The 26,396-nt window shown below is 67.5% G+C and carries 24 protein-coding genes; 14 read left to right on the top strand and 10 right to left on the bottom strand.

From position 1 onward, the window contains the following. Positions 1 to 15: 15 nt before the first annotated feature. Positions 16 to 522, bottom strand: a complete 507-nt coding sequence (locus tag O0J15_RS00120) for an acyl-CoA thioesterase (protein WP_019661090.1) — start codon at positions 520 to 522, stop codon at positions 16 to 18. A gap of 140 nt (positions 523 to 662) precedes the next feature. Continuing rightward, positions 663 to 1,874 carry a methionine adenosyltransferase gene (metK, locus tag O0J15_RS00115; protein ID WP_005408103.1) on the bottom strand — a complete coding sequence of 404 codons (1,212 nt, stop codon included), beginning with the start codon at positions 1,872 to 1,874 and terminating at the stop codon, positions 663 to 665. Positions 1,875 to 2,201: 327 nt separating this feature from the next. Here metK and O0J15_RS00110 point away from each other — a divergent pair, with 327 nt between their 5' ends. The 3 genes from O0J15_RS00110 to O0J15_RS00100 all read left to right on the top strand — a co-directional run bounded on the left by O0J15_RS00110 (position 2,202) and on the right by O0J15_RS00100 (position 5,884). Further along, positions 2,202 to 3,917, top strand: a complete 1,716-nt coding sequence (locus O0J15_RS00110) for a lysophospholipid acyltransferase family protein (RefSeq protein WP_019661091.1) — start codon at positions 2,202 to 2,204, stop codon at positions 3,915 to 3,917. Further along, positions 3,914 to 4,714 (top strand): UDP-2,3-diacylglucosamine diphosphatase, encoded by an 801-nt coding sequence (locus O0J15_RS00105; RefSeq protein ID WP_308304875.1) that lies wholly within the window; start codon positions 3,914 to 3,916, stop codon positions 4,712 to 4,714. Before O0J15_RS00110 ends, O0J15_RS00105 begins: the two co-directional genes overlap by 4 nt. A gap of 123 nt (positions 4,715 to 4,837) precedes the next feature. Next, positions 4,838 to 5,884 carry a metal-dependent hydrolase gene (locus O0J15_RS00100; protein ID WP_308304874.1) on the top strand — a complete coding sequence of 349 codons (1,047 nt, stop codon included), beginning with the start codon at positions 4,838 to 4,840 and terminating at the stop codon, positions 5,882 to 5,884. Positions 5,885 to 5,928: 44 nt separating this feature from the next. Here O0J15_RS00100 and O0J15_RS00095 read toward each other — a convergent pair whose 3' ends face one another. The 5 genes from O0J15_RS00095 to O0J15_RS00075 all read right to left on the bottom strand — a co-directional run bounded on the left by O0J15_RS00095 (position 5,929) and on the right by O0J15_RS00075 (position 10,833). Beyond that, positions 5,929 to 6,756, bottom strand: a complete 828-nt coding sequence (locus O0J15_RS00095; protein ID WP_019661094.1) for a class I SAM-dependent methyltransferase — start codon at positions 6,754 to 6,756, stop codon at positions 5,929 to 5,931. Between the two features lie 63 nt (positions 6,757 to 6,819). After that, positions 6,820 to 7,815, bottom strand: a complete 996-nt coding sequence (gene dusB / locus O0J15_RS00090) for a tRNA dihydrouridine synthase DusB (RefSeq protein ID WP_031270248.1) — start codon at positions 7,813 to 7,815, stop codon at positions 6,820 to 6,822. Between the two features lie 147 nt (positions 7,816 to 7,962). Next, complete coding sequence (locus O0J15_RS00085; protein ID WP_308304873.1) at positions 7,963 to 8,394, bottom strand: hypothetical protein; 432 nt, start codon at positions 8,392 to 8,394, stop codon at positions 7,963 to 7,965. Positions 8,395 to 8,543: 149 nt separating this feature from the next. After that, complete coding sequence (locus O0J15_RS00080) at positions 8,544 to 9,509, bottom strand: ribokinase (protein WP_019661097.1); 966 nt, start codon at positions 9,507 to 9,509, stop codon at positions 8,544 to 8,546. A 25-nt stretch (positions 9,510 to 9,534) separates the two neighbouring features. Next, on the bottom strand, positions 9,535 to 10,833 hold the full coding sequence (locus O0J15_RS00075; protein ID WP_019661098.1) for a NupC/NupG family nucleoside CNT transporter: 1,299 nt from the start codon (positions 10,831 to 10,833) through the stop codon (positions 9,535 to 9,537). A 193-nt stretch (positions 10,834 to 11,026) separates the two neighbouring features. On the opposite strand from O0J15_RS00075, the gene O0J15_RS00070 reads away from it, so the two are divergent. The 5 genes from O0J15_RS00070 (at position 11,027) to O0J15_RS00050 (ending at position 16,456) form a co-directional block, all read left to right on the top strand. Continuing rightward, positions 11,027 to 11,998 (top strand): aldo/keto reductase, encoded by a 972-nt coding sequence (locus tag O0J15_RS00070; RefSeq protein ID WP_308304872.1) that lies wholly within the window; start codon positions 11,027 to 11,029, stop codon positions 11,996 to 11,998. Positions 11,999 to 12,260: 262 nt separating this feature from the next. Then, positions 12,261 to 12,455 carry a hemin uptake protein HemP gene (gene hemP, locus O0J15_RS00065; protein ID WP_005412278.1) on the top strand — a complete coding sequence of 65 codons (195 nt, stop codon included), beginning with the start codon at positions 12,261 to 12,263 and terminating at the stop codon, positions 12,453 to 12,455. Positions 12,456 to 12,608: 153 nt separating this feature from the next. Beyond that, the gene (locus O0J15_RS00060; protein ID WP_308304871.1) at positions 12,609 to 14,852 is read left to right on the top strand and encodes a TonB-dependent hemoglobin/transferrin/lactoferrin family receptor; all 2,244 of its coding nucleotides are present in this window, start codon (positions 12,609 to 12,611) and stop codon (positions 14,850 to 14,852) included. A gap of 4 nt (positions 14,853 to 14,856) precedes the next feature. Further along, complete coding sequence (locus O0J15_RS00055; protein WP_308304870.1) at positions 14,857 to 15,456, top strand: Hemin transport protein; 600 nt, start codon at positions 14,857 to 14,859, stop codon at positions 15,454 to 15,456. A gap of 73 nt (positions 15,457 to 15,529) precedes the next feature. Next, positions 15,530 to 16,456: a DUF6607 family protein gene (locus O0J15_RS00050; RefSeq protein ID WP_308304869.1), complete on the top strand. Its 927-nt coding sequence runs from the start codon at positions 15,530 to 15,532 to the stop codon at positions 16,454 to 16,456. A 107-nt stretch (positions 16,457 to 16,563) separates the two neighbouring features. Here O0J15_RS00050 and O0J15_RS00045 read toward each other — a convergent pair whose 3' ends face one another. Then, positions 16,564 to 19,080, bottom strand: coding sequence for an FtsX-like permease family protein (locus O0J15_RS00045; RefSeq protein WP_308304868.1), 2,517 nt, complete (start codon positions 19,078 to 19,080; stop codon positions 16,564 to 16,566). Then, on the bottom strand, positions 19,077 to 19,724 hold the full coding sequence (locus O0J15_RS00040) for an ABC transporter ATP-binding protein (RefSeq protein WP_019661104.1): 648 nt from the start codon (positions 19,722 to 19,724) through the stop codon (positions 19,077 to 19,079). The genes O0J15_RS00045 and O0J15_RS00040 overlap by 4 nt, the downstream gene beginning before the upstream one ends. A 75-nt stretch (positions 19,725 to 19,799) precedes the next feature. Between O0J15_RS00040 and O0J15_RS00035 the strand changes: the two genes are divergently transcribed. The 3 genes from O0J15_RS00035 to O0J15_RS00025 all read left to right on the top strand — a co-directional run bounded on the left by O0J15_RS00035 (position 19,800) and on the right by O0J15_RS00025 (position 22,670). Then, positions 19,800 to 20,444: an arylesterase gene (locus tag O0J15_RS00035; protein WP_308304867.1), complete on the top strand. Its 645-nt coding sequence runs from the start codon at positions 19,800 to 19,802 to the stop codon at positions 20,442 to 20,444. A gap of 87 nt (positions 20,445 to 20,531) precedes the next feature. Then, positions 20,532 to 21,245 carry a response regulator transcription factor gene (locus O0J15_RS00030; protein WP_002811889.1) on the top strand — a complete coding sequence of 238 codons (714 nt, stop codon included), beginning with the start codon at positions 20,532 to 20,534 and terminating at the stop codon, positions 21,243 to 21,245. A gap of 153 nt (positions 21,246 to 21,398) precedes the next feature. Next, positions 21,399 to 22,670 (top strand): HAMP domain-containing sensor histidine kinase, encoded by a 1,272-nt coding sequence (locus O0J15_RS00025; protein WP_019661107.1) that lies wholly within the window; start codon positions 21,399 to 21,401, stop codon positions 22,668 to 22,670. A gap of 93 nt (positions 22,671 to 22,763) precedes the next feature. Here the strand turns inward: O0J15_RS00025 and O0J15_RS00020 are convergent, their stop codons facing one another. Next, entirely contained in the window at positions 22,764 to 23,465 is a 702-nt protein-coding gene (locus tag O0J15_RS00020) for an SGNH/GDSL hydrolase family protein (protein ID WP_019661108.1), read from the bottom strand. A gap of 212 nt (positions 23,466 to 23,677) precedes the next feature. Here O0J15_RS00020 and O0J15_RS00015 point away from each other — a divergent pair, with 212 nt between their 5' ends. The 3 genes from O0J15_RS00015 (at position 23,678) to O0J15_RS00005 (ending at position 26,243) form a co-directional block, all read left to right on the top strand. Then, positions 23,678 to 24,073: a diacylglycerol kinase gene (locus O0J15_RS00015; RefSeq protein WP_019661109.1), complete on the top strand. Its 396-nt coding sequence runs from the start codon at positions 23,678 to 23,680 to the stop codon at positions 24,071 to 24,073. 33 nt (positions 24,074 to 24,106) lie between these two features. Then, positions 24,107 to 24,856: a TerC family protein gene (locus O0J15_RS00010; protein WP_019661110.1), complete on the top strand. Its 750-nt coding sequence runs from the start codon at positions 24,107 to 24,109 to the stop codon at positions 24,854 to 24,856. Positions 24,857 to 25,082: 226 nt separating this feature from the next. Beyond that, entirely contained in the window at positions 25,083 to 26,243 is a 1,161-nt protein-coding gene (locus O0J15_RS00005; protein ID WP_111102172.1) for an MFS transporter, read from the top strand. Positions 26,244 to 26,396 lie beyond the last annotated feature (153 nt).

The raw sequence follows: 26,396 nt of genomic DNA, 5'->3' as shown, positions 1-26,396 counted from the left end.
GTGCCCCGCACACCCTCACTCCTCCGGCGACGGAGGATTCGATGCCAGCAGTTCCAGGTGGCGCTGTTCCATTTCCTGGCGCAGTTGGCGGCGGATCAGCGCTGCGGCCTGGCGGCGCTTCTCGTCCGAGGTGACCGGCTGCAATGTTGGCACCGGCGTCGGCCGGCCTTCCTCATCCACGGCCACCATCGTGAAGAAACAGCTGTTGGCGTGGCGCACGCTGCGCTTGAGGATGTCTTCGGCCACCACCTTGATGCCGATCTCCATCGACGAGGTGCCGGTATGGTTCACCGAGGCCAGGAAGGTGACCAGCTCGCCCACCGCGATGGGCTGGCGGAACATCACCTGGTCCACCGACAGGGTGACCACATAGCTGCCGGCGTAGCGGCTGGCACAGGCATAGGCGACCTGGTCGAGCAGCCTCAGGATCGCGCCACCGTGGACCTTGCCGGAGAAATTGGCCATGTCCGGCGACATCAGCACGGTCATGGACAGCTGGTGGGTTTTCAGTTCGGTCGACATGGGCCGATTGTATCGGCGTGGCGTAGCTCTTGTAGAGCCGAGCCCATGCTCGGCTGCTCTTGTCGCAAGAAAAAGAAAGCCGAGCATGGGCTCGGCTCTACAGAAAGCAGAAGGGCCGCGTGAGCGGCCCTTCGTGTTTCTTACTTCAGCTTCGCATCGGCGCGCAGGGCGGCGGCGCGGTCGGTCTTCTCCCAGGAGAAGGCCGTGGCGTTGACGGTCTCGCCTTCGCCGTTGAGGTAGCTGAACTCCTTCGGCTTGCGGCCGAAGTGGCCGTAGGCCGCAGTCTGCTGGTACATCGGGTGGATCAGGTCCAGCATCTTGATGATGCCGTACGGGCGCAGGTCGAAGTGCTTGCGGATCAGCTTCTCGATCTTGTCATCGCTGATCTTGCCGGTGCCGAAGGTGGTGACCGAGATCGAGGTCGGCTCGGCCACGCCGATGGCGTAGGAGACCTGCACTTCGCAGCGGTCGGCCAGGCCGGCAGCAACCACGTTCTTGGCGACGTAGCGGGCCGCGTAGGCAGCCGAACGGTCGACCTTGGACGGGTCCTTGCCGGAGAACGCGCCACCACCGTGACGGGCCCAGCCGCCGTAGGTGTCGACGATGATCTTGCGGCCGGTCAGGCCACAGTCGCCCACCGGGCCGCCGATCTCGAACTTGCCGGTCGGGTTGATGTGGAACTTGGTGCCCTTGTGCAGCCACTTGGCCGGCAGCACCGGCTTGATGATTTCTTCGCGGACGGCCTCGATGAGGTCCTTCTGCTTGATGCCCGGGGCGTGCTGGGTCGACAGGACCACGGCGTCGATGGCCGAGACCACGCCGTTTTCATAGCGCAGGGTGACCTGGCTCTTGGCGTCCGGGCGCAGCCACGACAGCGGCGAGTTCTTCTTCTTGCGGATCTTGGCCTGCTGCTCGACCAGGCGGTGCGACAGGTGGATCGCGGCCGGCATGTAGCTGTCGGTCTCGTTGGTGGCATAGCCGAACATCAGGCCCTGGTCGCCAGCGCCCATTTCTTCCGGCTTCTTGCGGTCCACGCCCTGGGCGATGTGCGGCGACTGCTTGCCGATCAGGTTCAGCACGCCGCAGGTGGCGCCGTCGAAGCCGACGTCGGAGCTGTCGTAGCCGATGTCCGTGATGACCTTGCGGGTCAGCGCTTCCAGGTCGATCCAGGCGCTGGTGGTGATTTCACCGGCCACGATGGCAACGCCGGTCTTGACCATGGTCTCGCAGGCCACGCGGGCACGCTGGTCCTGGGTCAGGATCGCGTCCAGCACCGCATCGGAGATCTGGTCGGCAACCTTGTCCGGATGGCCTTCAGAGACCGACTCGGAGGTGAAGAGATAGCTGGACATCAGGCGTAATATCCCTTGATTCGGATGGAAAGATGGGCGCGCATGATACACGGGGTGCGCCGCCTGTGCATTGTGAACCGGTACCGGTTGCCGGTGGTTAAGCCCGCGTAGGCCTGGCAGGGGCCGTCGTGACGGGATTGGGGCCCGGCCTCGAGGCCCAGTGTTCCACCAGCGTGACGACGGACGGGGCTGTCCAACCCCGGACCGCGCAGGCCGCGACCCTGCCGGACCGGCCGTCATCGTTCTGCCCCGAAACCGCCATCTGGCTGCCGCCTGCCGGGCGCAGGCTGTCGGCCAATCCGGCCGCCGGGCATGAGTGGATCCGCCATGCAGGAACTCGAACAGCGTCTCCAGCAACGCTTCCCCGATTGGTTCCATGGCCGTCGTGGCCAGCTGGCACGGCCGCTGCTGCGCAGCGTCGGTCGCTGGTCGCGGTTGGACCAGATCGAGGCCTTCCTGAAGCGCAGTGCAGGGTTGCGCGGATTCGGCTTCGTCGCCGCCGCCCTGGAATTCGTCGATGGCCAGTACCAGGTGGATCCGGCCGCGCTGGCGAAGATCCCGGCCACCGGCCGCCTGCTGATTGTTGCCAACCATCCGTCCGGGGCGCTGGACGCGCTGGCGCTGCTGGACGCGGTCGGACGCATCCGCCGTGACGTGCGGATCGTGGCGAACGATCTGTTGGGGGCTATCGCGCCACTGCAGGATCTGCTGTTGCCGGTGCGCATCCTTGGCGGCAAGGCCCAGCGCGGCAGTCTGCACGCGGTGGAGGAGGCGCTGGCCGCCGAGCAGTGCGTGATCGTGTTCCCGGCCGGCGAGGTCTCGCGCCTCTCGCTGCGAGGCATCCGCGATGGTCGCTGGCAGCGCGGGTTCGTGCGCTTTGCCCGCGCCGCCGGGGCGCCGGTGCTGCCAGTGCGGGTGGAAGCGCGCAACTCGGCGCTGTTCTACGGCGCATCAACCCTGTTCAAGCCGGCCGGCACCGCCCTGCTGGCACGCGAGATGTTCACCCGTCGTGGCCGCCCGCTGCGGCTGAGCATCGGCGAGCCGATGCGGCTGGGCGATGGCGGTGACCCGGGCGCACAGCTGCTGGCGGTACGTCGCGCGCTGTATGCGCTGGGCCGCAATGGCGCGGCCGGCAATGCCGCTGCCTGCGCAGGCCCTGAGCCGCTGGCCGCCCCGGTGCCCCCTTCGCAGGTCGCTGCAGGGATTGCCGCAGCGACCCAGCTGGGCCAGACCGCCGATGGCAAGCAGATTCTGCTGGCCACCTGTACTGCCGATTCGCCGCTGCTGCTGGAGCTGGGCCGCCTGCGCGAACTGACCTTCCGCCAGGTGGGCGAGGGCACCGGGCGCAGCCGTGACCTCGACAACTACGACCCGCAGTACGAGCACATCGTGATCTGGGACGCCGCCGCGCAGCGCATCGCCGGCGCGTACCGGATCATGCGCGGCGCCCACGCACTGGCCCGGCACGGCCTGTCCGGGCTCTACAGCGCGTCGCTGTTCCGCTATTCCGACGATGCCATCACCCACATCGCCGAGGGCCTGGAACTGGGCCGCAGCTTCGTGGTGCCCGACTACTGGGGCAGCCGCAGCCTGGACTATCTGTGGCAGGGCATCGGCGCCTACCTGCAGTGCCGGCCGGGCATCCGCTACCTGTTCGGCGCCGTGTCGATCAGCGCGGCGCTACCGCGTGAAGCGCGCGAGCAGCTGGTGGCGTACTACCAGCGCTATTACAGCGGTACCGCTGGCCTGGCCGAATCGAACCGCCCGTTCCAGTACTTCGCCGCACCGCCCAGTTTCGGTGAGCTGGATGCAGGCGCCGCGTTCGAGGTGCTCAAGGCCAACCTGGCTGCGCTCGGTACCGGCGTACCCACGCTGTACCGCCAGTACACCGATCTGTGTGAACCCGGTGGTGCCCGCTTCCTCGCCTTCGGTGTCGACCCGGACTTCAGCGATTCGATCGACGGCCTGATCGAAGTGGACCTGTGTGCGATCCGGCCGAACAAGCGCAAACGCTACCTGCGCGACGCGGGGACGCCGGCATGAGCGCGCTGGCGAACCTGTCGCCGCGCCGGCGCGCAGTATTCGTCTCCGATGTGCATCTGGGTTCACGTCATTGCCATGCCACCGAGCTGGCACGGTTCCTCTTGCAGCTGCGTTGCGAACGGTTGTACCTGGTCGGCGACATCATCGACCTGTGGTGGATGGCGCATCGCCGGGCCAATTGGCGGCAGTCACACAGCGAAGTCATCCAGGCCCTGCATGCATTGCGCCGTGCGGGTACCGAGATCATCTACATCCCCGGCAACCACGATGCCTCGCTGCGCCAGGTCTGTGGGCTGATGCTGCCGGCGATGCAGGTCCGCCGCCGCGCCATCCACGTGACCGCCGATGGCCGCCGGCTGCTGGTCGCGCATGGGGACGAGTACGACGGCGTGACCCACTTCGGTGGCCTGCAGGAGAAATTCGGCGATTGGCTGTACTACCGCATCCTGACCGGCAACCAGGCGCTGAACGCGGTGCGGCGGCTGCTGGGCATGCGCTACTGGTCATTGTCTGAATTCCTGAAGAAGCGCAGCGGCGCCGCCGAACGCTACATCGAGCGCTTCGTGCAGGCCGGGCTGGACGATGTCCGCCGTCGCGGGCTGGATGGCATCGTCTGTGGCCACATCCACCGAGCTGCGTTGATTGAACGCGATGGCCTGGTCTACGCGAACGACGGCGACTGGGTGGAAAGCCTGACCGCGCTGGCCGAAGACCATGATGGCGCGCTGCGCCTGCTGGACCACAACGGCCAGACGCTGGCGGAGCTGCCGGGCGCACGCATGTCGCAGGCGGCGTAACCCGCCCGCGTCTGTACCCTTGTAGAGCCGAGCCCATGCTTGGCTGCCGTTACACGCAATGAAGAGCAGCCGAGCATGGGCTCGGCTCTACATGCACCGCCCGCAAGCCGCTAGCATCGGCCCATGGACTCCCTGACCCAGATCGTGCTCGGTGGCGCCGTCGCTGCTGCCATCGCCCCGCCTGGCCACCGCCGCGCGGCCCTGCTGGCCGGTGCCGCGCTTGGCACCCTGCCGGACCTCGACGCCCTGTGGCTCGGTTTCACCGCAGCCGATCCGGTGGCGAACATGATCGAGCACCGCAGTTTCAGTCATTCGCTGCTGGTGCTGCCCTGGGTGGCCGCATTGATCTGGTGGCTGTTCAAGCGCTTCGGCAATGGCCGCGTCGCGCAGTCACCGCTGCGCTGGTTCTGGGCGATCCAGCTGGCGCTGGTCACCCATCCGCTGTTGGATGCGTTCACCGTCTACGGTACCCAGCTGTGGTGGCCGTTGCGGCCACATCCGACCATGGGTTCCAGTGTCTTCATCATCGATCCTGGCTACACGGTATGGCTGCTGCTGGGCTGCGTGCTGGCCTGGTTCGGTCGCGCCCGGTCCTGGGTGGGCAAGGTGCTGGGCGTGGCGCTGCTGATCAGCAGTGGCTACCTGGGCTGGGGCCTGATCGCCAAGGCACTGGTCGACCGTGCCGCGCAGCAGAGCCTGTCCGCGATGGGCCTGGGCGATGCGCCGCGCTTCTCGGTGCCGATGCCGTTCAACACCCTGCTGTGGCGGGTGGTGGCGATGACGCCCAACGGCTACGTGGTGGGTGATCGCTCGCTGGTGGCCGACCACGGGCCGATGCGGTTCGAAGGCCATGCGTCCAACGTGCAGGCCTTGCGCGAAGCGGGGGGCATTCCGGCAGTGCGGCGCCTGCAGTGGTTCAACCGTGGCTTCATGCGTGCGCAGGTCGTGGACGGCCGGCTGGTGCTGAGCGACCTGCGCATGGGCCTGGAGCCGGACTACACCTTCAACTTCGCCGTGGCCGAGCAGGTCGACGGGCAGTGGCGGCCAATCACGCCCGAGCAGCTGCGGGCGGATTACAGCAGTCCCGCCGCGCGCGCTGATGCCGGGCGCCGGCTGGCGGCGATGTGGCAGCGGATCTGGCATGCGCCCGTAGTCGGCGCTGTCGAGTAGATCCACGCCATGCGTGGATGCGGGAGCATTGGTGCCGCGTCGGCTCAATACACCGTGGCGCGGCCCTGCACGAACGAATAGAAGAACACCGCATTCGGGTCGTTCTGCACCAGGCGGAACTCGCGGCGCATGCCTTCCACGGTTTCCTCGTCCACCGAGCCGGCCTGCAGCAGCTGGTCGGCCGCCGACAGCAGCAGCTGCTCCCAGAACGCGATCATCGTCTTGCGGCGCGCCGGTTCACGGTTGTCCAGGTGGATGGTCTTGATCTCGGTGTGCACGTCGCGGAAGCCGCCGGCCAGCAGCAGGTTGCCCAGCTTGGCGCCGACGAACGGGTCGCCACCATGGTCGTACTGGAAATCGTTGAACGCCATCCAGTAGCGCCAGATGTGCGGCGAATACGGATCGAGCAGGAAAGAGGCGTTCATCACCTCGGTGATGTACACCGGCGAACCCGGTGCCAGCACGCGGCGCACTTCGCTGAGTACGCGCGCCGGTGACGGCACGTGTTCCAGCACCCAGCACAGGAACGCGGAGTCGAAGCTGCGGGCCTCGAACGGCAGCTCGCCGGCATCGGCCTGCTGCAGGGTGTACCGGTCGCTGCACCATGGCGTACGCGCCAGGTTTTCGCGTGCGGTAGCCAGCTGCGCTTCGCTCAGGTCCACGCCGGTCACGTGCAGCTCGGGAAAGCGGCGCAGCAGGATCTCGGTCTGTGCACCAACGCCACTGCCGACTTCCAGCAGGCGCCGCGCGCCGCTGTAGTCGATCTGGCCGAAGATGCTCGATTCCAGCAGCCGGGCCTGGGTCATGAGGCGCTGCTGCTCGGTGCCGGAAAACCCGTGGAGGTACGTGGGAGAGGAGATCGGCGGGGTCATGGAGGCGGGCTCTCGGAGTTCAATTCGGTCGAGCAGGCTCGACGTTGCGACGCGGCAGGGCGGTCAGGCGGCCGAAGGCAGCGCCGGTTCCCCGGCGATCAGGCGGTCGAAGTACTCGGTGGTCAGCGCGATCTGGCTCTGTGGGTCTTCGGCACGGTTGACCACGGCGCGGAAGGCGGCGTTCTCCGGCCGGTCCTTGGCATACCAGCCCAGGTGCTTGCGCGCGATGCGCACGCCCTGCGGCTCGCCATAGAACGCATGCAGCGCATGCAGGTGGCCGAGCAGGATGTCGCGCACTTCCGCCAACGACGGCGGTGGCAGTTCGTCGCCGGTGGCCAGGTAGTGCGCCACCTCGCGGAAGATCCACGGCCGGCCCTGTGCGGAGCGGCCGATCATCACCGCGTCCACGCCGGTTTCCTTCAGCACGTAGGCCGCCTTCTGCGGCGAATCGATATCGCCGTTGGCGATCACCGGAATGCGCAGTGCGGCCTTGATCTCGCCGATGGTGGCGTACTCGGCCTGGCCGGTGTAGTGCTGGTCGCGGGTGCGGCCGTGCACGGCCAGTGCAGCGATACCGCTGTCCTCGGCGATGCGCGCGATCAGCGGGCCATTGCGGTGGTCACAGTCCCAACCGGTGCGGATCTTCAGCGTGACCGGCACGTCCACCGCGTTGACCACGGCTTCGAGGATGCGCGCCACCAACTGCTCGTCGCGCATCAGCGCCGAGCCGGCCCAGGCGTTGCACACCTTCTTGGCCGGGCAGCCCATGTTGATGTCGATGATCTGCGCGCCGTGGTCGACGTTGTAGCGCGCGGCCTCGGCCAGCTGCTGCGGCTCGGTCCCGGCGATCTGCACGCTGATCGGTGCCGGTTCGCCGTCATGGTCCATGCGGTGGATCGACTTGCGCGTGGTCCAGAAGCGCGGGTCGCTGATGGTCATTTCCGAGGCGGCCAGGCCCGCGCCCAGCCGTTTGCACAGCAGGCGGAAGGGTTTGTCGGTGACGCCGGCCATGGGCGCCAGCACGACGTTCGGAGCAATGGTGTACGGGCCGATCTGCATGCGCCCATTGTAGGGCGCCGACAGCGACGCGGCCGTATCGGCTGCGCCCCGGTTCAGGCCGATCGGCACCGACCTCATGCCGTACCGGCATCAGCAGATGCTTGACGGTTGCTTCCGCCGCCCCCAAGGGCGGGCGAAGGTGGGCGGCTACCCCAGGCGCTGCCAGGCCTGGCGGGTACCCAGGGCGAAGGCCAGCCCCAGGCTGAGGCAGACCAGTGAACTGACCATCCAGAAGCGCCGGCCGTTGTGGCCGGGCCGCAGCAGCGCCAGCCCGAAGCCCATCGCGGCGCGCAGCAGCAACAGCAGGGCGATGCCCGACAGGACCAGACGACTGGCCGGCAGTGGCGAATGCCAGCCCGCAGCGGCCAGTGCGTACAGCGTCCAGGCCACCAGCACGGCCGTGATGCCGGCGGTCATCAGCGGTGGCCACCAATGCCCGGCCTGTGCCAGCCGGACCACGCGCTGGGCGGCACCGAAGTACCTGTACCACGCGGCGCCGAAGGCGATGCAGCCGATATGCAGCAGCGCCGCAGCGGCACTGCCTGCGGCCGCGACCAGCAACCAAGGGAATCCGTCCATGTCCTGCCCGTGCAAGGAAGCTGCGCGGATCGTGAGCGAGGGGCAGGATGTGGGCAATGCGACAGGCGGTCGCAGGGGCTGGGCAATGGGCGAAAGAAAGGCCCAGGTGCCTGTGCACCCGGGCCTTGTCATCCACGCGTGGCGTGGAATTACTTGGCTTCGGCGTCGGCCGGGGTGAAGCGCGGCATCGCCGCTGCAGCGCCTTCCTTCTCGGTCGAGCGACCGGCGAACTGGTTGGCAAAGCGCACGTGGCGGGCGAACGGTGCATCGGCCACCTGTGCCAGCGACGCAGCCAGCGCACCGTTGAAGGCATCACCAGCACCGGTGGTGTCGATGGCCTGCACCTGTTCGGCACCGACGCGGTAGTACGGCTGGGTATCGCCGCGCAGGTTCTCGTCGGCGTGAGAGACGAACACGCCCACCGAACCCAGCGTCACCACCACCGTGCCGTTGCCGACCAGCTTGCGGCACAGCGCATGCAGGCTGGCGCCATCCAGCGCCGCGACGTCGTTGGCATCCACGCGCTCGCCGACATGGCGGCCGAGCAGGGCGGCGAACTCGGTCTCGTTCGGGGTGATCACATCGGCCAGCTTGAGCAGGCCGATGGTCGAGGGCGCATCGGCCGGCGCGGTGTTGAGCACGGTGGTGACACCGGCCTCGCGGGCCGTGGCCAGCGCCGCTTCGATGGTCTGCACCGGCGATTCCAGCTGCACCAGCACCACCTTGGCACCGGCCAGCAGGGCCTGCTGCTGTTGCAGGAAATCGGTGCCCAGCGCGGCATTGGCGCCGGGGCCGATCACGATCGTGTTGCGGCCACGGGCATCGACGTAGATGCCGGCGGTGCCGGTCGGCTCGCTGCTGGCCTCGGCGATCAGCGCGAAGCCATCGTGCGCAGCCAGTTCGCGCGCAGTGGCGCCACCGGCGTCATCGCCCAACGCACACACGAAGTGGGTGTCCGCACCAGCGCGGCAGGCCGCCACGGCCTGGTTGAAGCCCTTGCCACCGGGGCCGGTGCTGTAGCGGCCGGCAATGGTCGCACCCGGTGCCGGCAGCGTTTCGCACCGCCACACGTGATCGACATTGAAGGAACCGACGACAACGACACTGCTGCTCATAGGAAATCTTTTCTCAACCAGGGGTTCAACTGAAGTGCGTCAGCACGCCGGCGATGGTCGCCGTCATGAAGGTGGCAATGGTACCGCCCAGCACCGCGCGCAGGCCGAACTTGGCCAGGTCGTGGCGGCGCTCCGGCGCCAGGCCACCGATACCGCCGATCTGGATCGCGATCGAGCTGAAGTTGGCGAAGCCGCACAGCGCGTAAGTGGCAATCAGGCGGCCTTCGGCGGACAGGCTCACGCCCGGGATCTGGCCGTTCACGATCTGCGACAGTTCGGTGTAGGCGACGAACTCGTTGATCACGACCTTCTGGCCGATCAGCGAGCCGACGGTGGTGGCGTCGGCCCACGGCGTGCCGATCACCCAGGCGATCGGGGCCAGCAGATAGCCGAAAATGGTCGACAGGTTGGTCGGCTTGCCGATGGCAGCGGCCAGGCCGGTCACTTCGCCCACCCAGGTCAGCGGCGCGTTCAGCAGCGCGATAAGGGCGATGAAGGCCAGCAGCATCGCGCCGATGTTCAGTGCCAGCTTCAGGCCGTCACCGGCGCCGGCAGCGGCGGCATCGATGATGTTGCTGGAGGTCTTTTCGACTTCCATCTTCACCGTGCCGCGGGTCAGCGGGGTGCCGGTTTCCGGAATCAGCAGCTTGGCCACGACCAGGGTGGCCGGGGCCGCCATGATGCTGGCCGCCAGCAGGTGCTTGGCGTAGAAAGCCTGCTGCGCCGGATCGCCGCCGCCCAGCATGCCCACGTAGGCCGCCAGCACGCCGCCGGCGATATGCGCCATGCCGCCGATCATCATGGTCAGCAGTTCGGACTGGGTCATCCTGGCGATGTACGGGCGAACGGTCAGCGGCGCCTCGGTCTGGCCGATGAAGACGCTGGCGCAGACGCTGGTGGTTTCCGCGCCGGACACGCGCATCACCTTGGTGATCGACCAGGCCATCACGCGCACGATCGCCTGCATGACGTTGAGGTGGTACATCACCCCCATCAGCGCCGAGAAGAAGATGATGGTCGGCAGCACCTGGAAGGCGAAGATGAAGCCGTAGTTCTTGGTGTCCATCAACGAGCCGAAGATGAAGCCCGAGCCCTCGTTGACGAAGCTGAGGATCTTGACGAAGCCCTTGCCCAGCGCATCGAACACGTCGCGCCCGCCCGGCACCAGGATCACCAGCGCCGCAAAGGCGATCTGCAGGGTGATACCGGTGGCAACCAGCTTCCAGTCAACTGCACGCTTGTTGTTGGAAAACAACCAGGTGATGCCGATCAGCACCGCCAACCCGAACAGGCCGAAGCCGATCCTGCCCAAACCTTCGACCATGTGAGTGACTCCCCTGGGGCGTCGCGAAAAACGGGAAGCCTAGTGCAGGGCAGGGGCCGGGGCAAGAAAAAGCAGCGTGCGCGCACCCAACGGTACCGATCGGGCCAGCAACGGCAAGGGCTTGCGGCCGGCGGCGGCAGGTAGAATGGAGTTCGATCCCGGCCCGGATGCGGGCCCGCAGCAGGAGATTCGCATGCAATACCGTCGCTTGGGCTCCACCGGCCTGCCGATTTCCGCCCTGTCCTTCGGCGCCTGGGTGACCTTCGGTGACCAGATCCCGCGCGACGAGGCCCGCAACCTGGTGGCGGCCGCCTGGGATCATGGCGTCAACTTCTTCGACAATGCCGAGGGCTATGCCAACGGCCGCGCCGAACAGGTGATGGGCGATGTGATCGCCGACCTGCGCCTGCCGCGCGACGGTTTCTGCGTCTCCAGCAAGGTGTTCTTCGGCAGCGCCAAGGACCCGCGGCCGACCCAGCGCGGCCTGTCGCGCAAGCATGTGACCGATGCCTGCCACGCCGCGCTCAAGCGCCTGCGGGTGGATTACCTGGACCTCTATTACTGCCACCGCCCGGATCCGGACGCACCGGTCGCCGAGACCGTGCATGCCATGGACACCCTGGTGCGGCAGGGCAAGATCCTCTACTGGGGGACCTCGGAGTGGTCGGCCGTGCAGATCCAGCAGGCGCTGGACATCGCGCAGGCGCGCAACCTGCAGGGCCCGTCGATGGAGCAGCCGCAGTACAACCTGCTGCACCGCGAGCGCGTGGAGGTCGAGTACGCGCCGCTGTATGCCGGCGCCGGACTGGGCACCACCATCTTCTCGCCGCTGGCCTCGGGCCTGCTCACCGGCAAGTACGACCAGGGCATTCCGGCCGATGCGCGGCTGGGCCGGGAAGGCATGCAGTGGTTGCAGGACCTGGTGCTGGGTGCCGACGCCGAAGCCCGCCTGGCCCAGGTGCGCCGCTTCAGCGAGGTGGCGCGTGCGCTGGGGCAGGCGCCGGCCACGCTGGCCATCGCCTGGTGCCTGCGCAACCCGAACGTCTCCAGCGTGATCCTCGGTGCCAGCCGGGTCAGCCAGCTGCTGCAGAACCTGCAGGCACTGGAAGCGCTGGAGCAGGTCGACGCCGCCCGCTGGGCCGACGTCGAAGCCGCCTTCGCCTGAATCCCGGGGCCGACCGGGCCTGGGCCTCGGTCGGGCCGGCTCGGGCCCGTGCCTCGGTAGAGTCGGCTGTTGGTCGACTGCTGTTGCTCGAAGCAGTCGACCAACAGTCGACTCTACACACATGCGGCGCCATTTGATTGATGCGATCTATCGAATCTGAAGATTCGATCATTAATCCAATCAATCAAGTTGAGAATGGTTGTTGATTGTCAACTGAGAATCATTATCATTTAACTCGTCCCTCGCACGAGTCCAGATGCTCATGAATGCTCAACCTGTACTGCTGCGCCCCGAAACGCTGACCCTCCGCGATCGTCCGGTCCGTGTCGTTCCGCCGGAAGAGGTCATCGACAGCGAAGCCCTGCTCAAGGGCCGTCGTGAAATCCTGATCCAGCACGGCGACCGCTTCTATCGCCTGCGGCACACCAGCAACGACAAGCTGATCCTGACCAAGTAATCGCGGTCTGGTCGCCCGCCTCCCTCCCTCCTGCCGGCAGCGCCGACAGGGTGGGCGACCCGTCCGCTCCCGCTCTCTCCCCCTCGGTCTACCGCGTGCACCTTCCGGGTGCGCCGGTAACCGGGGGTTCCCCTGCCTGACCGAACGAACCCGATGACCCGCCATACCGCCCTTTGCCTTGCTGTCTGGATGGCGCTGCCGCTGTCCGCCCACGCTGCTGCCACTGCTGCCCCCGATGCGCGCGAATTCGATCGGGTGCAGGTCACCGCCACCCGCACCGAGCGGGCGCTGAGCGACGTGGCGGCCACCGTGGATGTCATCGACCGTGAGCAGATGGACCGGCACCTGGTGCAGGACATCAAGGATCTGGTGCGCTACGAGCCGGGCCTGTCGGTCACCCGCAGCGCGACCCGCTTCGGCCTGGATGGTTTCCGCATCCGTGGCCTGGACGGCAACCGCGTGCGCATCCAGACCGACGGCATCGTCATGCCGACCCGGTTCGACATCGGTTCGTTCGCCAGTTCCAACCGCAACTTCACCGACCTCGATACGCTCAAGCGCGTCGAGATCGTGCGTGGACCGGCCAGCCCGCTGTACGGCTCCGATGCACTCGGTGGCGTGGTCGCGTTCGTGACCAAAGACCCGGCCGACTATCTCAAGGACGGCAAGAACAGCTACTTCGGCCTGAAGTTCGGCTACGACGGTGAGTGGAAGGGCCTGCTCGGCGGTGCCACGGCCGCCTTCGGTTGCGACCACTGGAGCGGCCTGGTCAACGTCAATCACCACCAGGGCCAGGAAACGGACAACAAGGGCACGGTTCGCAGCGACAACGACACCCGCACCGCGTCCAATCCGCAGGATCGCGACGGCCGCAGCCTGCTCAGCAAACTGGTCTATGCACCCAGCGAGGACCAGCGCTTCCGCCTGACCGTGGAAGGCAACGAAGACACCACCGATACCAATGTGCTGTCGGCGATCGCCAGCGTTGCACCGCGCCCCGGCGCGATGGCTGCGGCCACTGGCATGAAGTCCCACGACACCCAGAAGCGCAACCGCGTCTCCTTCGCCCACGAGATGGATGCGCTGGACCAGCCGTTCGCCGACAGCCTGCATTGGCAGGTGTACGCGCAGAACAGCGAAACCCGGCAGCAGACCGACGAGACCCGCACCGACGGCACCCGTCGCCACCGCGTGTTCTCCTTCGACCAGCATGCCTATGGCCTGCAGGCGCAGTTCAACAAGGCGTTCGCCACCGGCAGCGTCGAGCACGCTTTGACCTACGGTTTCGAAGGCACCCGTACCGAGATCCGCCAGAAGCGCGACGGCTATCAGGTCAGTAAGGCTGGCGTGGTCAGCAACACGGTGCTGCCGGACACCTTCCCGGTGCGTGACTTCCCGATCAGCAAGACTACCGAGCTGGGCCTGTATGCACAGGATGAGATGCGCTTTGCCGATGGCAGGCTGTCGCTGGTGCCGGGCGTGCGCGTGGACCGCTACGAGCTGAAGCCGGAAGTGGACAGCATCTTCGCCGAAGACAACCCGACCACGGCCGTGGCGCAGCTGAAGAAGACCAGCGTGTCGCCGAAGCTGGGCATGGTCTGGCGCTTTGCCGACGAATGGTCGCTGTTCGCCGGTTATGCGCGTGGCTTCCGTTCGCCGCCGTACAACGACGTCAACATCGGCCTGACCAACATCGCCTTCCGCTATACCGCCATCGCCAATCCGGACCTGAAGCCCGAAACCAGCGACGGTTACGAACTGGGCCTGCGCTTCATCGCGCCGGCGGCGTACGTCAGCGTCAGCGGCTACTACAACGACTACAAGGATTTCATCGAGTCCAACGTCGATACCGGTCGCAACGCGCAGGGTTTGACCGTGTTCCAGTCGCAGAACATCGCCGACGCGCGCATCTATGGCGCGGAAATGAAGGCCGGCATCGAGTTTGGCGAACTCAGCCCGGCGCTGAAGGGCTGGGCGCTGCGCAGTGCGTTGGCATGGTCGCGTGGTGACAACCGGACCGATGACGAACCGCTGGCCTCGGTCGATCCGCTGCGTGGCACGCTGGGCCTGATGTACGACACCGATACCTGGGGCGTCGAACTGGCCGGTACCTTCGTGCAGCGCAAGAAGCGCCTGCCGCCGCCTGCGGCGCAGACCAATCCGAACGCACCGGCGCCGTTCGTCTACCAGCCGGCCGGCTACGGCGTGCTGGACCTGATGGCGCACTGGAACTTCGCGCCGGGTGCCACCTTCAATGTCGGCGTGTTCAACCTGGCCGACAAGCGCTACATCGAATGGTCGTCGATCACCCCGAGCCTGATCACCGATCGCGCACTGAGCGATCGTTTCAGCAGCCCGGGCCGCACCTTCTCCGCCAGCCTTGCCGTTTCCTGGTGATCTCATGAGCCGAGCCTTGTCCGCACGCAGGAATGACTCCATCGCCGCGCCGAACAGCGCGGCCTGGCCGACCCCGGCACAGCTGGCCACGCTCGGCACCGTGTTGTGCCTGTACCACGCCGACGGCAACGAGCTGGGCGGCTGGCGCCAGGCCGTACGCGTACACGCCTGCCAGGGCGTGGACAGCGAGGGCCTGCGCGAAAGCCTGTGCTTCCTTGATGGCCGCGGCCGCTGCGTGTGGCGCCTGTACCTGCTGCCCGACAGTGATTTCCTGGCCTGGGACCGTCTGGTCGCGCCGCTGCCGCCGGGACCGGAACACGACAGCGAGGCGAGCGTTGGCGAACGCCTGTGGCGGCGCCTGGCCGGCCATCTTGGCGGCCAGCGCTGGCGCCTGTGCGCGCTGCGCCTGCATGCCGCCGACGACGGACGCACGCTGGCCGCCAGTCTGTCGACCCTGTCCTCGCTGGGCGCGGCCACCGCGCGCCGCATCGCACGCCTGGAAGGTGCTGAAGGCGAGCTGGTGATCGACGACTGCTGCTGTGCCGACGCCGCCTGGCGTCCGGCGCCCCAGATTCCCGGCGACCTGCCGCTGATCCGCCTGTGACCCTCTCCTGATGGAACGCCCGTTGGCCACGGATGGCCCCTCAATGAATCTGCAACCCCGAAGGAAGACCCCGATGAAGCTCCAGACAGCCAGCGCCATGCTGCTGCTCGCCGCCAGCGGCGTGGCCAGCGCGCAGCCCTCCGATATCGCCCGCGACCACGACAGCATCCTCGCCATGCAGGGTGAGTACACCGTGGACTTCGCCTTCGACGAGACCGTGCGGCTGAAGCCGGGCTACGAGCGTGCACCGGCGATGCGCAGCGGCGGCAGCGAAGTGGTCATCGTGGTCGAGGACACCCCGAAGCGCATCGTGCTGCAGCACCTGCTGCTGGATGAAAAGAGCGGCCACATCACCAAGCACTGGCGCCAGGACTGGGTGTACGAAGCACCGAACCGTTTCGAGTTCAGCGCCGACCAGACCTGGAAGGTGCGCAGTATTCCGTCGGCGGTGAACCAGGGCGCCTGGACCCAGTGCGTGTACGAAGTGAGCGACGCACCGCGCTACTGCGGCACCGGCACCTGGACCTACGCCAACAACGTGCCGAGCTGGACCAGCGATCTGAGCTGGCGCCCGCTGCCGCGCCGTGAGTACACCAAGCGCAGCGACTACAACGCGCTGGCCGTGATCAACCGCCACACGCTGACCCCGAACGGCTGGACGCACGAACAGTTCAACACCAAGGTGCAGCGCAACGCCGATGGCAGCCAGGTGGAGATCGCACGCGAGTTCGGCTTCAACGACTACGTGAAGACCACCGAGGTCGACTTCACCCCGGCGCGCAACTACTGGAAGGCCACCGCCGGTTACTGGGCCAAGGTGCGCCAGCGTTGGGATGGTTTCCTGACCCAGGCGCCGGGCGTGCACCTGAAGACCAGGATCGACGGCATGGCGATGATCATCCCGCTGTTCACCCAGGCCGAAGAGATCCAGTCCGGCAAGAAGGTGAAGGACAAGCAGATTGACGACGTGTTCGCCAAGTACGTGGAAAAGGCCCAGTAGAGCCACGCCATGCGTGGATGTGCTTGTTCCTTGAACACTGGCAACGCCGTCATGTGCACTTGGTAGGTGCCGAGCTTGCTCGGCACGCGCCCCGGTCCGGCGCCGCCTCAGGCCTCACGCAGCGCCAATGCCGGCGGCGTATGCAGGATCGCCCGCGTACCCCACCAGCCTGCCAGCAGGCTCAGCCCGATGCCGACCACGCCGCCGATCAGCAGGCCCGGCCACGGCGGCAGCAACGGCAGCTCGAACACCTTCTGCGAGACTGCCACGCCGATGACGGCCGCCGCGCCCACCGCGAGCAACGCGGCCAGCGTGCCCAGTGCGCCGAACTCCACCAGCACCGCGCCACGCAGCTGGCGCCGGGTCGCGCCCAGCGTGCGCAGCACCGCGCTGTCGTAGCGGCGCTCGCCCGCCGTGGCCTGCAGTGCGGCGAGCAGCACCAGCACGCCGGCCAGCAGGCTGAACACCATCACCAGCTGCACCGCCTGCGCGACCCGCTCCATCACATCGCGCACCTGCGAGATCACCGCGTCCACGTCCAGCAGCGACAGGTTGGGCTGCGCGCGCACCAGCTCGCCCAGCCCAGCCGCGTTGCCGGCCGGCAGATGGAACGCCGACAGCAGGTTGTGCGGGGTGTCGCCCACCGCATTGGGATTCAGCAGCACGAAGAAGTTCGGCCGGAAGGTGTTCCAGTCGGCCTTGCGCACACTGGTGACGGTGAACTCGCGCTCCTGCTCGCCTACTGAAATGGTGATGCGGTCGCCCGGATACACGCCGTAGCGCTTGGCCCAGCCGATTTCAACCGACGCCTCCGCCGCCGTGCTGTCGGGCGTCCAGAAGGTGCCGTTCATCAGCGTGTTGGCCGGCGGGAAGCTGCTGCGCCAGCTGAAGTTCAACGGCCGGTTCTCGTCGTCGTCATCGCGCTGGGCTTCGCCTGACGCCGGCTGCCCGCTCTGGTCCGGCAAGCGATCCACGCGCAGCGGCGGCTTGCCGTTGATCGCGATCAGGCGACCGGTCGCCATCGGTTCGATGCTGGCGTCGTTGGCCCCCAGTCCGCGCAGCGCGGCCAGCACGTTGTCACGCTGTCCGGGCTGGATGTTGATCAGGAAGTAGTTCGGCGTATCCGCGGGCAGGCGTTCGCGCCACTGCTGCAGCAGGCCGGGGCCGGTCACCGCCAGCAGCAACAGCGCGCACAGCGACAGCGACAGCCCGACCAGCTGCATCACCGCCAGCATCCGGCGCCGGGTCAGCGCCGCCAGGCCCAGCCGCCAGTGGCCGTGCAGACGGTGCTGCAGGCCGCGCAGCAGCTGCAGCAGCACGAAACCGACCACGCCGGCCGCCACCGCCAACGCGGCCAGGCCGCCCAGCACCCACAACGCCAGCTTGAGATCACCGGTCACCTGCACCGCCAGCAGCAGGCTGGCCGCCAGCGCTGCTACGTAGGCCAGCAGCGAGGCCGGGGGCAGGGCGGCGAAGGAGCGGTTGAGCACGCGCATCGGCGGCACCCCACGCAGGCGCAGCAGTGGCGGCAGGCCGAAGCCGAACAGCAGCAACAGGCCGATGCCGGCGCCGGTCAGCGCCGGCATTGCCTCGGGTAGCGGCAAGCGCTGCGGCACCAGGCTGCCCAGTACCTGCACCAGACCTTCCTGCGCAGCCATGCCCAGGCCGATGCCGAGTGCGCAGGCCGGCACTGCCAGCATCAGCAGCTGCAGTGCCAGACCGGACAGAATGTCGCGCTGGCGCGCGCCCAGGCAGCGCAGGATCGCCACCTGGTCGATGCGGCGCAGGGCAAAACGGTTGGCCGCCAGCGCGGTCGCCACGCCGGCAAGCAATACCGCCAGCAGCGCGCTCAGGCCGAGGAAGCGCCCGGCAAGATCAAAGGCCTGGCGCACGCCGCGCTGGGTGTCGTCCACGCTCAGCAGGCGAAGGCCTTTCACCTGTGGCAGCAGCCACTGGCGCAACGCGGCAACCTGGTCGGCGGAGCCGGCGAACATCAGGCGGTAGTTGATGCGGCTGCCGGGGCCAAGCAGGCCTGTGCCTTCCACATCGGCGCGGTTGACCAGCAGGGTGGGGGAGAGCGTCAGCAGGTCGCCACCGGTATCCGGTTCGGCCTCGATGATGCCGGCGATGCGCAGCGTGCCGGCGCCGAATTCGAGGTCATCGCCGGCTTTCAGCCCCAGTCCCTGCAACAGGCGCGGGTCGGCATAGGCCTGGCCCTTGGGCGGCATGCCGGCATCGGCGATCAGGGCGCCGCCGGGTGTGGCCCGCACCCGCAGCGCGCCACGCAGCGGATAGCCCGCCTGCACCGCCTTGATGCTGGCCATCTGGCTGGCATCACCGTTGAACAGCACGCTGCCGAAGCTGGCGATGCGGGTGTAGGCCAGTCCACGCCGCTGTGCCTCGTCGGCGAACGCCTGCGGCGGGTCATCGCGCCCGACGATGCCAAGGTCGCCGCCGAGCATTTCCGCAGCGCTGCCGGTCAGCGCCAGGTTGACCCGGTTGACCAGCGTGCCCACCGCGGTCATCACCGCCACGCCCAGCACCAGTGCGGCGAACACGGTCAGCAGGTCACCGGCCAGGGCCTCGCGACGCAGCGCGCGCCACGCGTGCCGCAGCAGGTTCATGCCTGCGCCCCATGCTCGACCGGCAGCAGCCGGCCCTCGTCGATGCGATGGATGTACTGGCAGCGCTGGGCCAGGCGCAGGTCGTGGGTGACCAGCACCAGGGTGGTGCCGCTGCCGGCGTTGAGTTCGAACAGCAGGTCGCTGATGTGCTGGCCGGTGGCGTGGTCCAGCGAGCCGGTCGGTTCGTCGGCGAACAGGATGCGCGGGCGGGTGACGAACGCACGCGCCAATGCCACGCGCTGCTGCTCGCCGCCCGACAACTGGCGCGGATAGTGGCGGGCGCGATGGGCCAGCCCGACCTGGGCCAGCACTTCATCGACCCGCGCACGGTCTTCGCGCCCGGCCAGTTCCAGTGGCAACGCGACGTTTTCGGCGGCGGTCAGCGCCGGTAGCAGGTGGAAGCTCTGGAACACGAAGCCAACCTCACGCGCGCGCAGCTGGGCCCGCGCTTCTTCATCGAGGTCGCCCAGGTCCTGGCCCGACAGCGCAATGCGGCCGCGGCTGGGCAGGTCCAGCCCGGCCAGCAGCCCGAGCAGGGTGGTCTTGCCCGAACCGGAGGCGCCGACGATGGCCGCGCTGGTGCCTTCATGGACGGTCAGGGTGATGTTGTCCAGTATGTGGACTTCACCCTCCGGGCCCTGCACGGATTTGCCGACCTGGTCGACGGCGATGGCGACGGGCGTGCTGCGGGGGGACAGGCTGTCGATGAGGAGACTCCAATGCGCAAGACGGGATGGAGCCGGCGAGCCGGCGCGATGGTGGTGCTGCTGCTAGGGTTCCTGCTGTTGCCGGGGCTGGCCTGTGCCAAAGGTCCGGCCCGCACCGTGCTGGTGCTCGGCGACAGCCTCAGTGCCGCCCACAATATCCCTGCCGACGCCGGCTGGGTCAGCCTGCTGCAACAGCGGGTCAGGCAGCAGTCGAAAACCCCGGCGCGCATCGTCAACGCCAGCATGAGCGGCGAGACCACCGCCGGCGCGCTGACCCGCCTGCCGGGCCTGCTGGCGAAGGAAAAGCCGACGGTGGTGGTGATCGCGCTGGGCGGCAATGACGCATTGCGTGGGCTGACCCCGGCGCAGGTGCAGGGCAACCTGGAAAAGATGGTGCAGGTTAGCCAGAAGGCCGGCGCGAAGGTATTGCTGCTGGGCATCGACGTACCGCCCAACTACGGGCCGGCCTATCGCCAGCGCCTGGCTGCGGCCTACAAGGCGCTGGCCACGCAGTACGAGGTGCCGCTGCTGCCCTTCCTGCTGGAAGGCGTGGCCCTGCAGCCGGGCATGATGCAGGCCGACGGCCTGCACCCCACGGCGCAGGCGCAACCGAGGGTGCTGGACAACGTCTGGCCGCTGCTCAGGCCGCTCCTCTGAACCGTTTGTGTACCTCTTGACGGAACTTCACATCGCGTCCACCGTCGATCCGGCATGTTTCACAAAGCTGAAGTTAGAGGGAATCACATGCGTCAGACGAAGGAGACCTCCGGCTTGGTGCTGGTGGTCGAAGACAACCGCAACATCTCCGAGATGATCGGCGAATACCTGGAAGGTCGCGGCTTCGAAGTCGACTATGCACAGGACGGCCTGGATGGCTACCGCCTTGCGGCGGAGAACAGCTATGACGTCGTGGTGCTCGACTTGATGCTGCCGCGCCTGGATGGCATCGAAGTGTGCCGTCGCCTGCGCAACGATGCGCGCAAGTCCACCCCGGTGCTGATGCTCACGGCACGCGACACGCTGGACGACAAGCTCACCGGCCTCGGGTTCGGCGCCGATGACTACCTGACCAAGCCGTTCGCGATCCAGGAGCTGGAAGCCCGCCTGCGCGCGCTGATCCGCCGCGAACGTCGCCAGGTGGGTTCGGAGGTGCTGAAGGTCGCCGACCTGGTGCTCGATCCGGTCAGCATGCGGGCCACCCGTGCCGGTACCGAGCTGCAGCTGTCGCCGATCGGCCTGCGCCTGCTGACCATCCTGATGCGCGAATCGCCGCGCGTGGTCACCCGCCAGGAGATCGAACGCGAGATCTGGGGCAATGGCCTGCCGGACTCGGACACGCTGCGCAGCCATCTGTACAACCTGCGCAAGATCATCGACAAGCCGTTCGACCGTCCGCTGCTGCACACCGTGCAGAGCGCCGGCTACCGCATTGCCGATATCGCACAGCCGATGGCCTGATCGGGGCCGGGCCGGTGCAGCATCAGGCCCGGCCGGGCAACGACCCCGCATCGGGCACGGATGACCGGCCGGCGCTGCCGCCGGTCAGCGTCCGTGCACTACTACGGCGCAGCGCGCTGCCTATAATCGCAGCGCTCTGACCGGGACCCCGCAATGCCGCACGGCCTGCCGCGCAAGATCCGTATCGCCTTCATCCTGCAGGCAGTCCTGGCCAGCCTGGGCATCCTGCTCGGTGCCTGGCTGGTGTCGCTGGTCATCAAGCACAGCCTGGTCGGCGCCGCCCTGCGCGAGGAAGCGGCCTATTACTGGACGCTGCACGAGGCGTCGCCGGTGCAGCCGCCGCCCAACACCCAGAACATCCGCGGCTACCTGCTGGAAAGCGGGCAGTCGGCGCTGTCATTGCCGGCCAACCTGCGCAACCTGGAGCCCGGCTTCCACGAACTGCCTCAGGATGACCAGCTGGTGCTGGTCGATGTGCGCCCCGCCGGTCGCCTGTACCTGGTGTTCCTGCGTTCGCGTGCGGAGATGCTGGCGTTCTGGTTCGGCATCGTGCCGGTGCTGCTGACCCTGTTGGCGGTGTATGGCGCCAGCTGGGTGACCTATCGGGCTTCCAAGCGCCTGGTGTCGCCGGTGAACTGGCTGGCACGGCGCGTCTCGCGCTGGGACCCGGGCCACCCCGAAGCGGCCGATCTGGAGCCGAACAAGCTGCCGGCGGACATGCAGGGCGAGACCCGCCAGCTGGCGGCCGCACTGCATTCGCTGGCCAACCGGGTCAGCGCGCATGTGGCGCGCGAGCGCAATTTCACCCGCGACGCCAGCCATGAACTGCGCACACCGCTGACCGTCATCCGCGTCGCCAGCGACATGGCCCTTGGCGATGAAACCCTGCAGCCGCGCCTGCGCCGCAGCCTGCAGCGCATCCAGCGGGCTGGCCGCGACATGGAGGCGGTGATCGATGCGTTCCTGATCCTGGCCCGCGAGGCCGATGTCGAACCGCAGATCGAGCTGTTCGACGTCAACGACATCGTCCGCTACGAGGTGGACAATGCCAACGAACTGCTGGGGTCTCGCCCGGTGTCGGTGCACCTGCACAGCGACGGCCCGGTGCAGTTGCATGCGCCGCCGCGGGTGCTGCAGGTGGTGATCAGCAACCTGGTGCGCAATGCCTGCAGCTACACCGACGAGGGGCGCATCGACGTGCATGTGCACAACGACCGGGTGGTAGTGCGCGATACCGGTATCGGCATGTCTGCCGACGCCCTGTCGCGGGCCTTCGAACCGTTCTACCGCGCCGAGCCGAGCCGCCCGCAGGGCACCGGCCTGGGCCTGTCGATCGTGCGCCGGCTGTGCGACCGCTTCGGCTGGAAGGTCAGGCTGGCCAGCGAGCCAGGCCAGGGCACCGAGGCCACGGTGATCTTCCGCTGATCCTCCGACCCCATTGCCCGTGATTCAGTAGATCCACGCCATGCGTGGATGGGGTTGCGGTAGCGCCGGGCCATGCCCGGCGTCCGCAGTCCCTCAGTTGCAGTTGACCTTCGGCGCCAGCGCCTTGGTCCAGATCGCATAGCCGGCCGGGGTCATGTGCAGCATGTCCTCGCGGAACAGCGTTGCATCCGGCTGGCCATCAGTGCCCAGCATCGGCGTGTAGATGTCGGTGAAGCCGGTGTTGGGCAGCGTGGCCAGGGCGGCCTTGATCAGCGTATTGGCCTCGTTGATCGCCGGCAGCAGATGCGCACGCGACGGGCTCGGCTTGATCGACAGGTACTCGACCCGGGTCTTCGGCAGGTCGCGATGCACGCGCTGCACGAAGGCAACCACATCGTCGCGCACCTGCACGGCGCTGCGGCCGCTGTTGAGGTCGTTGTCGCCCGCGTAGAAGAACACCTTGCACGGTGCATACGGCACCACGATGCGATCGGCATACCAGGTGCTGTCACGCACTTCCGAACCCCCGAAGCCGCGGTTGAACACCGGCTGGCCGGGGAAGTCGGTGGCCAGGCTCTCCCACATGCGGATCGAGGAGCTGCCGATGAACTCGATACCGCCACGCGGCGGCGGGCTGGCCTGGTCGGCGCTGGCGAAGTGGGCCATGTCGCTGGCCCAGGCCACGTTGGAGACCTGTTCGGGTACCCGCGGTGACTTGGCCGGGCCCAGGGCCTGGGCAAGGGGGGCGGCGGTCAGCAGGCCCAGCATCAGCAGGCAGGTACGGCGATGGGACATCAGGCGCTCCGGCAGGGTAGGGACGACCATGATAGAAGCTGGGGCAGGTCGAAGCTTGCCCCTGGCAGTCCGTTCACCGGGCCGGTGCCGGGCGGCGGCGGGCGGCCTTGTGGCAAAATGGCGGCCATCTGCCTATTCCTGTGCGCCCATGATCCCCTGCCGTGCGTCTGAGCGGTCGCTGCGCCGCGTCCCTGTTGCTGGATGTTCGCCCCGTGGCTGATCAGTTCGGCCATCTGCCGCGCGGCCCGCGCCGCATCTTCCAGGCCGCCCGCTGGTCCTGGCAGGGCCTGCGCGCTGCCTGGCTGCACGAGTCGTCGTTCCGGCTGGAGGTCTACCTGCTGATCCTGCTGACGCCGCTCGCGATCTGGCTGGGCCAGACGCCGGTCGAACGCGCGCTGCTGATCGGCTCGATGCTGCTGGTGCTTGCGATGGAGCTGGCCAACTCGGCCATCGAAGCGGTGATCGAACGTTACGGCAGCGAGATCCATGAACTGGCCGGCCGCGCCAAGGACATGGGCTCGGCGGCGGTCTTCGTGCTGATGATGAACGTGCTGCTGTGCTGGGCGCTGGTCGTGGTTCCGCACGCGCTGGCCGGCAACTACGGCTGAAACCCCATTCCCCCACTGCCTTGAAGAGTTTCCATGTCCTTTGAGTTCCTCGCCGACCCCAATGCCTGGGTAACCCTGTTCACGCTCAGCGCGCTGGAAATCGTGCTCGGCATCGACAACCTGGTGTTCATTTCCATCGCGGTCAGCAAGCTGCCGGAAGAGCGTCGCCCGTTCGCCCGCAAGCTCGGCATCGCGGTGGCCTGCATCACCCGCATCGCGCTGCTGGTGTCGCTGGCCTACCTGGCGCACATGGCGGCCAACCTGTTCACCGTGGCCGGCATGGGCATCTCCATCCGCGACCTGGTGCTGATCGTTGGTGGCCTGTTCCTGATCATCAAGGGCTGCATGGAGATCAAGGAGCTGATCAGCGGCGGCGAGGATGAAGATCCCAGCACCACCAAGGCCTCGGCCGTGTTCGGCTACGTGATCGCGCAGATCGCGGTGATCGACATCGTGTTCTCGCTGGACTCGGTGATCACCGCCGTCGGCATCGCCGACCACATCCCGGTGATGGTCGCCGCGATCCTGCTGTCGGTGATGGTGATGCTGCTGGCCGCCAACCCGCTGGGCCGCTTCATCGATGCCAACCCGACCGTGAAGATGCTGGCCCTGGCCTTCATCCTGATGATCGGTGCGGTGCTGATCCTGGACGGCCTGGACGTGCACGTGCCCAAGCCCTACATCTACGCCGCGATGGGCTTCTCGGTGCTGGTGGAGTGGCTGAATCTGCTGATGCGCCGCCGCGCCCGCGAGCACAACGTGCCGGGTGCCGGCAACTGGTAAGCGCGCCACAGGCGTGTGAGTCCCTCAGAACCCCCGGCATGCCGGGGGTTCTGCGTTGTGGGGGAGGTTGGCTCTGCAACGGCACTGCGGTTTTTGCACTTTTGGCTGCGTTCCGGCCTCCACTTGTGAATCAGGATCAACAGTGTTTTCCCGGGGCGAGGCTTAATCCGGCGCAGCAAAGCGCGCAGGCTACGCACTCCCGATTCCCGCCCCCCAGGACTCCCCCATGAATTCCAGAGCCGCCTTGCTGGCGCTTGCCGTTGGCGCCTTCGCCATCGGAACCACCGAGTTTGCCCCGATGGGCCTGTTGCCGGTCATCGCCGACGGCGTCGGCGTTGGCATCCCCACTGCGGGCATGCTGATCACCGCCTATGCCGTGGGCGTGATGCTGGGCGCGCCGGTGATGACCCTGCTGATGGGGCGTTTCGGCAAGCGCACCGCGCTGATGCTGCTGATGTCGATCTTCGTCGCCGGCAATCTGTTGTCTGCGCTGGCGCCGAACTACGGGATGCTGCTGCTGTCGCGCCTGGTCACCAGCCTCAACCACGGTGCCTTCTTCGGCATCGGTGCGGTGGTCGCTGCGAGCCTGGTGCCGAAGGAAAAGCAGGCTGCGGCCGTGGCCACCATGTTCATGGGCCTGACCATCGCCAACATCGGCGGCGTGCCGCTGGCGACCTGGGTCGGCCAGCAGCTGGGCTGGCGCCTGTCCTTCGCCGGGACTGCGGCGCTGGGCCTGGTCGCGATCACTGCGTTGGGCTTCGCGCTGCCCGCGTCCGCACCGGGACCGCGCCCGGACGTGCGCCGCGAACTGAAGGCGATCCTGCAGCCGCAGGTGCTGCTGGCCATGGCCACTACCGTGCTTGGTGCGGGTGCGATGTTCACGCTGTACACCTACGTCGCACCAGTACTGACCGAGTTGACCGGCGCCTCCAATACCTTCATCGCGATGGCGCTGGCCCTGATCGGCATCGGCTTCACCCTCGGCAACGGTATCGGCGGGCGCATGGCTGACTGGTCGCTCGATGGCGCCACCCGTATCCTGCTGGCTGCCCTGGCGGTGCTGATGTTCGTGCTGCCGCTGGCTTTCATGAGCCACGCCACCGCGGCGCTGGGTGTACTGCTGTTCGGCGCGGCGACCTTCGCCCTCGTGCCGCCGCTGCAGATCCGGGTGATGCAGGTGGCCAGCGAGGCGCCGGGCCTAGCGTCGTCGATCAACGTGGGTGCATTCAACCTGGGCAATGCGGTAGGTGCTGCGCTGGGTGGTGCGGTGATCAGCTCGGGACTGGGCTACGCCGCGATTCCGGTGGCCGGTGGCCTGCTGGCCGCGTCGGGCCTGCTGCTGGCATGGCTGGGGCGTAGCCGCACCGCGGTGGCTGAGGCCTGCTGAGGGGTGTTGGATTCCGGCAGGGCTTGCAGCCCTGCACCCGCCGAATCAACGTCAACGTCAACGGCAAAAGCCTGCATTCCGTGGGTTGGCGGGGTGGGTCCGGTTGAGGGGGACGCTGCAAGTACGTCCATGTAAGCTCGGTCGCCGCATCCA

It is taken from the genome of Stenotrophomonas sp. Sm10 (genome assembly GCF_030985515.1).
GTDB classification, from domain to species: Bacteria; Pseudomonadota; Gammaproteobacteria; order Xanthomonadales; family Xanthomonadaceae; genus Stenotrophomonas; species Stenotrophomonas hibiscicola.
The sequence above is the reverse complement of the archived record's forward strand: the minus strand, read 5'-3'. Positions and strand labels throughout refer to the sequence as shown.

Bases quoted from the DNA above. Each gene is read 5' to 3' on its own strand.
- O0J15_RS00060 (WP_308304871.1), top strand. From the start codon at position 12,609: ATGACCCGCCATACCGCCCTTTGCCTTGCTGTCTGGATGGCGCTGCCG.
- O0J15_RS00025 (WP_019661107.1), top strand. From the start codon at position 21,399: ATGCCGCACGGCCTGCCGCGCAAGATCCGTATCGCCTTCATCCTGCAG.
- O0J15_RS00055 (WP_308304870.1), top strand. From the start codon at position 14,857: ATGAGCCGAGCCTTGTCCGCACGCAGGAATGACTCCATCGCCGCGCCG.
- metK (WP_005408103.1), bottom strand. From the start codon at position 1,874: ATGTCCAGCTATCTCTTCACCTCCGAGTCGGTCTCTGAAGGCCATCCG.
- O0J15_RS00030 (WP_002811889.1), top strand. From the start codon at position 20,532: ATGCGTCAGACGAAGGAGACCTCCGGCTTGGTGCTGGTGGTCGAAGAC.
- O0J15_RS00010 (WP_019661110.1), top strand. From the start codon at position 24,107: ATGTCCTTTGAGTTCCTCGCCGACCCCAATGCCTGGGTAACCCTGTTC.
- O0J15_RS00075 (WP_019661098.1), bottom strand. From the start codon at position 10,833: ATGGTCGAAGGTTTGGGCAGGATCGGCTTCGGCCTGTTCGGGTTGGCG.
- O0J15_RS00100 (WP_308304874.1), top strand. From the start codon at position 4,838: ATGGACTCCCTGACCCAGATCGTGCTCGGTGGCGCCGTCGCTGCTGCC.
- O0J15_RS00005 (WP_111102172.1), top strand. From the start codon at position 25,083: ATGAATTCCAGAGCCGCCTTGCTGGCGCTTGCCGTTGGCGCCTTCGCC.
- O0J15_RS00085 (WP_308304873.1), bottom strand. From the start codon at position 8,394: ATGGACGGATTCCCTTGGTTGCTGGTCGCGGCCGCAGGCAGTGCCGCT.
- O0J15_RS00110 (WP_019661091.1), top strand. From the start codon at position 2,202: ATGCAGGAACTCGAACAGCGTCTCCAGCAACGCTTCCCCGATTGGTTC.
- O0J15_RS00035 (WP_308304867.1), top strand. From the start codon at position 19,800: ATGCGCAAGACGGGATGGAGCCGGCGAGCCGGCGCGATGGTGGTGCTG.
- O0J15_RS00105 (WP_308304875.1), top strand. From the start codon at position 3,914: ATGAGCGCGCTGGCGAACCTGTCGCCGCGCCGGCGCGCAGTATTCGTC.
- O0J15_RS00050 (WP_308304869.1), top strand. From the start codon at position 15,530: ATGAAGCTCCAGACAGCCAGCGCCATGCTGCTGCTCGCCGCCAGCGGC.
- O0J15_RS00080 (WP_019661097.1), bottom strand. From the start codon at position 9,509: ATGAGCAGCAGTGTCGTTGTCGTCGGTTCCTTCAATGTCGATCACGTG.
- O0J15_RS00045 (WP_308304868.1), bottom strand. From the start codon at position 19,080: ATGAACCTGCTGCGGCACGCGTGGCGCGCGCTGCGTCGCGAGGCCCTG.
- O0J15_RS00020 (WP_019661108.1), bottom strand. From the start codon at position 23,465: ATGTCCCATCGCCGTACCTGCCTGCTGATGCTGGGCCTGCTGACCGCC.
- hemP (WP_005412278.1), top strand. From the start codon at position 12,261: ATGAATGCTCAACCTGTACTGCTGCGCCCCGAAACGCTGACCCTCCGC.
- O0J15_RS00070 (WP_308304872.1), top strand. From the start codon at position 11,027: ATGCAATACCGTCGCTTGGGCTCCACCGGCCTGCCGATTTCCGCCCTG.
- dusB (WP_031270248.1), bottom strand. From the start codon at position 7,815: ATGCAGATCGGCCCGTACACCATTGCTCCGAACGTCGTGCTGGCGCCC.
- O0J15_RS00120 (WP_019661090.1), bottom strand. From the start codon at position 522: ATGTCGACCGAACTGAAAACCCACCAGCTGTCCATGACCGTGCTGATG.
- O0J15_RS00095 (WP_019661094.1), bottom strand. From the start codon at position 6,756: ATGACCCCGCCGATCTCCTCTCCCACGTACCTCCACGGGTTTTCCGGC.